Raw genomic sequence first — 4,548 nt, forward strand, 5'->3', positions numbered from 1 at the left:
CCCCGTCCAGTCGAGAGCCGGTAAGGAGCGGCGTTGCGTGCCGTGAACGCTTCGGGGTCATCGACTCGATTCCAGGTGCGAGAGAGAACGGATGCCGCGCTCCAGGTGGAACTGCGCGTAGGCGGGCACGAGGCCCGAGGCGGCGGCGGTGGTGCTTCGGGGGCGGCATCCACCACGTCCCACTCCCCCGCGATGAGCGCGCGCAGCAGATCGACGGTGTCGCGCGCGACCCGCGGCGAACCTGCCGGTGCACAGGCGGAGCACACGACGCCGCCGAGCTGGACGAGGAAGTAGTCGTGCTCGCCGACCGTGCCGCATCGCGCGCACTCGCCGAGACCGGGAGCCCAGCCCGAGAGCGCCATCGCGCGCAGGAGGTACGAGTCCAGGACACTCCGCGCCGCGTGGTCGCCGCGCGCGAGGGAGCGGAGCCCCCCGACCAGCAGCAGGTACTGCTGCGGCGTCGCTTCGGCCTCATTCAAGCGGTCGGCCGTCTCGACCATCGCGCTGGCGGTGGTGTAGCGGTCGTAGTGCTGCGCGATGTCGGCGCCGTACGCGCCGAGCGACTCGGCCTGCTGCACGATGTCGAGCGTGCGGCCCTGGTAGAGCTGCACGTCGGCGACCATGAACGGCTCCAGCCGCGACCCGAACCGCGACGAGGTGCGTCGGACACCCTTCGCCACCGCGCGGATCTTGCCGTGGCGACGGCTGAGGAGGGTGACGATGCGGTCCGCCTCCCCGAGCTTGTGGGTACGCAGGACCACGACTTCGTCGCGGTAGGTGGGCACAGTCCATTATCCGCCCGCGACCCCGGGAGTCGGCGGTGCGCCGCGCGCGACCCCGCGCTCGCTCCCCGGGAGAATGGATGCCGTGAACCCGCCCGTCTTCGTCATCCCGCTGTGGGCCGACCTCACCGCCGTCGCCCTCGGCGGGGTGCAGGGCGCGCTCTTCGCCTCCGGCTTCCAGGGGCAGCGGCGGCTGGACCTCCTCGGCGTCGCGATCATCGGCATCCTGCTCGGGATGGGCGGCGGACTCATCCGCGACCTGCTGCTCGGTCTGCCCCCGGCGACGTTGCAGAACAACTGGTACCTGATCACCGCGATCGTGGCATCCCTCGTCGGAATGCTGCTGTCGGGAATCTTCCAACGCCTCAACCGCGCGATCATCATGCTCGACGCCGTCGTGATCGGGCTGTTCGGCGCGTTCGGCACGTCGAAGGCGCTCGCGGTGGGGCTGCCCCCGGTGCCGGCGGTGTTCGTCGGCGTCGTCGCCGCGGCGGGCGGCAGCGTGCTGCGCGATGTGCTCATGGGACTCCCCGTCGCGATCATGCACGTCGGGTCGCTCTACGCCGTGGCCGCGGGCGGCGGATGCGCGGTCCTCGCGACCGCCGCCGCGTTCGGTGTGCCGCTCCCGGTCGCCGCGGTGATCGGCGTCGTCGTGACGACGGTGATCCGCGTGCTCGCGGTGCTGTTCGACGTGTCGCTCCCCGAGCAGCGGAAGCTGCACCGCCGCAAGGTCGCGGTGGAGACGACCGGCATCCCGATCATCCGCGACGACGACGCGTAATCCGCGGTTTCGCGTGAGTCGCCAGAATTTGTCGCTTGGTCGTGCCTCCAGGCGACAAATCCTGGCGACTCACGCGGGCCGTTCGAGCAGCGCGCCGAGGATGCGCGCGGCCTCGTCGCCGTCGACGTCGCGGAGCGCGGGCAGGTCGAGGAAATGGCGGGCGATGGTGACGCCCAGGATGCTCGAGACCAGGATCGCTGCGCGAACCCGCCCCTCGTCACCGCGGCCGTCCGCGAGCGCGTCTGCGCGGTTCTCGAGGTGTGCGCGCAGAGCCTGAGCCGCGTCCGGCGACGTCAGCATCGACCGCAACAGCGCGCGTGTGGCCGGGTCGAGTTCGCGGAGGCGAACGTCGAGCACGTCGCTCAGGTGGGACTTGACGTCGCCGTCGCCGAGGTCGGCCACGGGTTCGACAGCGAGCGCGAACAGCGCGGCCTTCGAGCCGTAGTGCTGGAGGACCAGGGAGGGATCGATCCCCGCGCGCGCGGCGATCCCGCGGATGGTCGCCCCGTCCATCCCCCGGTCGCCGAACTCCGCGCGGGCCGCGCGCAGGATGCGCTCCGCCGTCGCCGCGCGCTTCTCCGCGCGGGAAACTGTGACGTCCATGAGTTCACTCTACAAGTGATGAGCGAAGGCGTACAGTTTCACTCATCACTTGTTGAGTGGAGGATGCCATGACACACACGCCCCTGTCCCACCGGTCGGTCCTCGTGGTCGGCGCCTCGCGCGGTCTCGGCCTCGCGATTGCCCGGACCTACGTCGAACGCGGTGCACGGGTCGTCGCGACCGTGCGCGGGGAGGTCCCGGAGCCGCTTCGGGCGGTGCGGGACGCCGCGCCCGACCGTGTCGAGTTCGAGCACGTCGACATCGCCGACGGCGCGTCGATCACCGCGCTGGCGAAACGCCTCGAAGGCCGCACGTTCGACTTGCTGTTCGTGGTCGCCGGAATCTCGCTCGCCCCTCGGACGCAGGCGGCGGCCGACATCGACGACGACGACTTCGCTCTGACCATGGCGACGAACGCGCTCGGGGCGATGCGTGTCGTCGAGAGGCTGCACCCGCTCGTCGCCGAGACCGGAACGATCGCCGTCCTGTCGTCGGGACAGGGCAGCATCACGAACAACACGTCGGGCGGGTTCGAGGTGTACCGCGCGTCGAAGGCGGCGGTGAACCAGCTGATGCGCAGTTTCGCCGCCCGTCACGCTGACGACTCGCGCGCCCTTCTGCTGCTCGCCCCCGGATGGATCCGCACCGACATGGGCGGTGCCGGCGCGGGCCTCGAGATCGACGAGGCGATCCCGCCCCTCATCGACACCGTGGAGGCGCAGCGGGGCGCACCCGGTCTGCGCTTCCTGGACCGCACCGGCACCCCGGTCCCCTGGTGAACGACCGCGTGAGGAGTCAGGGATCGTCGCTTCGGATGCCCCTGGGCGACAAATCCTGACCCCTCACGCATCGATCACCCCCGCGCGAGGATCTCGCCGTGCGGGAGCAGGATCCAGCCGTCAGGGTCGGCGGCCCACTCGCGCCAGGCATCCGAAATGCGGTGGAGCGGCGCGTCGTCGGCCAGGCCGAGTCGGCGGGCGTGCCCGGCAAACGCGGATGCGAGAACCCGGTCGGCCCACATCCCGCCCCACCACGCGCGCTTCTCAGGGGTGTCGAACACCCACACGCTCGCGCTCGCCTCGATCCGCGTGAACCCGGCTTCGCGCGCCCACGCCTTCAGGACGCGGCCGGCGTTCGGCTCGCCCGACACTCCACGGTGTACCGCGTCGTAGAGCGCGAGCCACTCGTCGAGTGCCGGGATCCGTGGATGCCAGATCACCCCGCCGTAATCCACGTCGCGCGCCGCGACCAGGCCGTCGGGGCCCGCCACCCGCCGGAACTCCCGCAGCGCGTCCACGGGTCGTGCGAGGTGCTGAAGCGTCTGGTGGGCGTGGACGATGTCGAACGAGGCATCGGGGAGGTCGAGGGCGTACGCGTCGCCGACGCGGAACTCGACGTTGGTGCGGTCGCCGATCGCGGCGCGCGCGATCTCGACGACGTCGGGAGCGGCATCCATCCCGACGACCTGGCCCGGGAAGACCCGGTCGGCGAGGTCGACGGTGATGGTGCCGGGGCCGGCGCCCACGTCCAGGACGCGGGCACCGGCGAACAGCGAGGACACCAGGTAGGCCGCCGAATCGGCGACGGTCCGTGCGGCGTGGGAACGCAGCACGCTCTCGTGGTGTCCGTGGGCGTAAGCCACGGTCAGGACCTCAGACGATCAGACGCCGGCCAGGGCGCCGGAGCGCTGACGCGTACGGATGGCGCGGTTGACGCCCGAGACGATCGCCTTGAGCGACGCCGTCGAGATGTCGTTGTCGATGCCGACGCCCCACAGGCGCTGGTCGTCGACCTGCAGCTCGATGTACGCCGCCGCCTGCGCATCGCCGCCGGAGCTGAGGGCGTGCTCGACGTAGTCGTACAGCGTCACCTCGAAGCCCTGTGCCCGCACGATCTCGAGGAACGCCGCCACCGGGCCGTTGCCGACCGCCGATGCGGGCTGGACCGACTCACCGTCGCGCAGCGTCACGTCGAGCGAGACATCGCCGGACATGTCGCTCGACGAGCGCGTCGACAGCAGCTCGAAGCGGCCCCAGCGCTGGTCGTCGTCGGTGGTGGGCAGGTACTCGTCGGTGAAGATGTCCCAGATCTGGGCGCTCGACACCTCGCCGCCCTCGGCGTCGGTGCGGGCCTGCACGACGCCGGAGAACTCGATCTGCAGCTTGCGCGGCAGGTCGAGCGCGTGGTCGGCCTTCAGCAGGTACGCGACGCCGCCCTTGCCGGACTGCGAGTTCACGCGGATGACGGCCTCGTACGAACGGCCCAGGTCCCTTGGGTCGATNGGCAGGTACGGGGACGCCCACTCGATGTCGTCGACGTGCTTGCCCTCCCGCGGCGCGCGGGCCTCCATCGCCTCGAAGCCTTTCTGATGGCATCCTGATG

General features: G+C 71.0%; 5 protein-coding genes and 1 pseudogene. 2 read left to right on the plus strand and 4 right to left on the minus strand.

Features of this window, described 5'->3' with window-relative positions; all coding sequences use genetic code 11:
• Window positions 1–57 precede the first annotated feature (57 nt).
• Window positions 58–785, minus strand: a pseudogene (recO, locus tag I5G_RS23160) (DNA repair protein RecO).
• 82 nt (window positions 786–867) lie between these two features.
• On the opposite strand from recO, the gene I5G_RS16780 reads away from it, so the two are divergent.
• Window positions 868–1,563, plus strand: coding sequence for a trimeric intracellular cation channel family protein (locus I5G_RS16780; RefSeq protein ID WP_022880094.1), 696 nt, complete (start codon window positions 868–870; stop codon window positions 1,561–1,563).
• Between the two features lie 69 nt (window positions 1,564–1,632).
• Here I5G_RS16780 and I5G_RS16785 read toward each other — a convergent pair whose 3' ends face one another.
• On the minus strand, window positions 1,633–2,166 hold the full coding sequence (locus I5G_RS16785; RefSeq protein WP_022880095.1) for a TetR/AcrR family transcriptional regulator: 534 nt from the start codon (window positions 2,164–2,166) through the stop codon (window positions 1,633–1,635).
• 68 nt (window positions 2,167–2,234) lie between these two features.
• Here I5G_RS16785 and I5G_RS16790 point away from each other — a divergent pair, with 68 nt between their 5' ends.
• On the plus strand, window positions 2,235–2,945 hold the full coding sequence (locus tag I5G_RS16790) for an SDR family NAD(P)-dependent oxidoreductase (RefSeq protein WP_022880096.1): 711 nt from the start codon (window positions 2,235–2,237) through the stop codon (window positions 2,943–2,945).
• 74 nt (window positions 2,946–3,019) lie between these two features.
• On the opposite strand, the gene I5G_RS16795 is transcribed toward I5G_RS16790, so the two are convergent.
• Window positions 3,020–3,808, minus strand: coding sequence for a methyltransferase domain-containing protein (locus I5G_RS16795; protein WP_022880097.1), 789 nt, complete (start codon window positions 3,806–3,808; stop codon window positions 3,020–3,022).
• Between the two features lie 18 nt (window positions 3,809–3,826).
• The coding region (locus tag I5G_RS16800) for an alpha-isopropylmalate synthase regulatory domain-containing protein (protein ID WP_026096026.1) at window positions 3,827–4,548 on the minus strand (722 nt) is incomplete at its 5' end.

This window comes from Microbacterium sp. B19 (assembly GCF_000333395.1).
Taxonomy (GTDB): domain Bacteria; phylum Actinomycetota; class Actinomycetes; order Actinomycetales; family Microbacteriaceae; genus Microbacterium.

Excerpts from the sequence above, each read along its gene's own strand:
- I5G_RS16785 (WP_022880095.1), bottom strand. The coding sequence starts at position 2,166 with ATGGACGTCACAGTTTCCCGCGCGGAGAAGCGCGCGGCGACGGCGGAG.
- I5G_RS16790 (WP_022880096.1), top strand. The coding sequence starts at position 2,235 with ATGACACACACGCCCCTGTCCCACCGGTCGGTCCTCGTGGTCGGCGCC.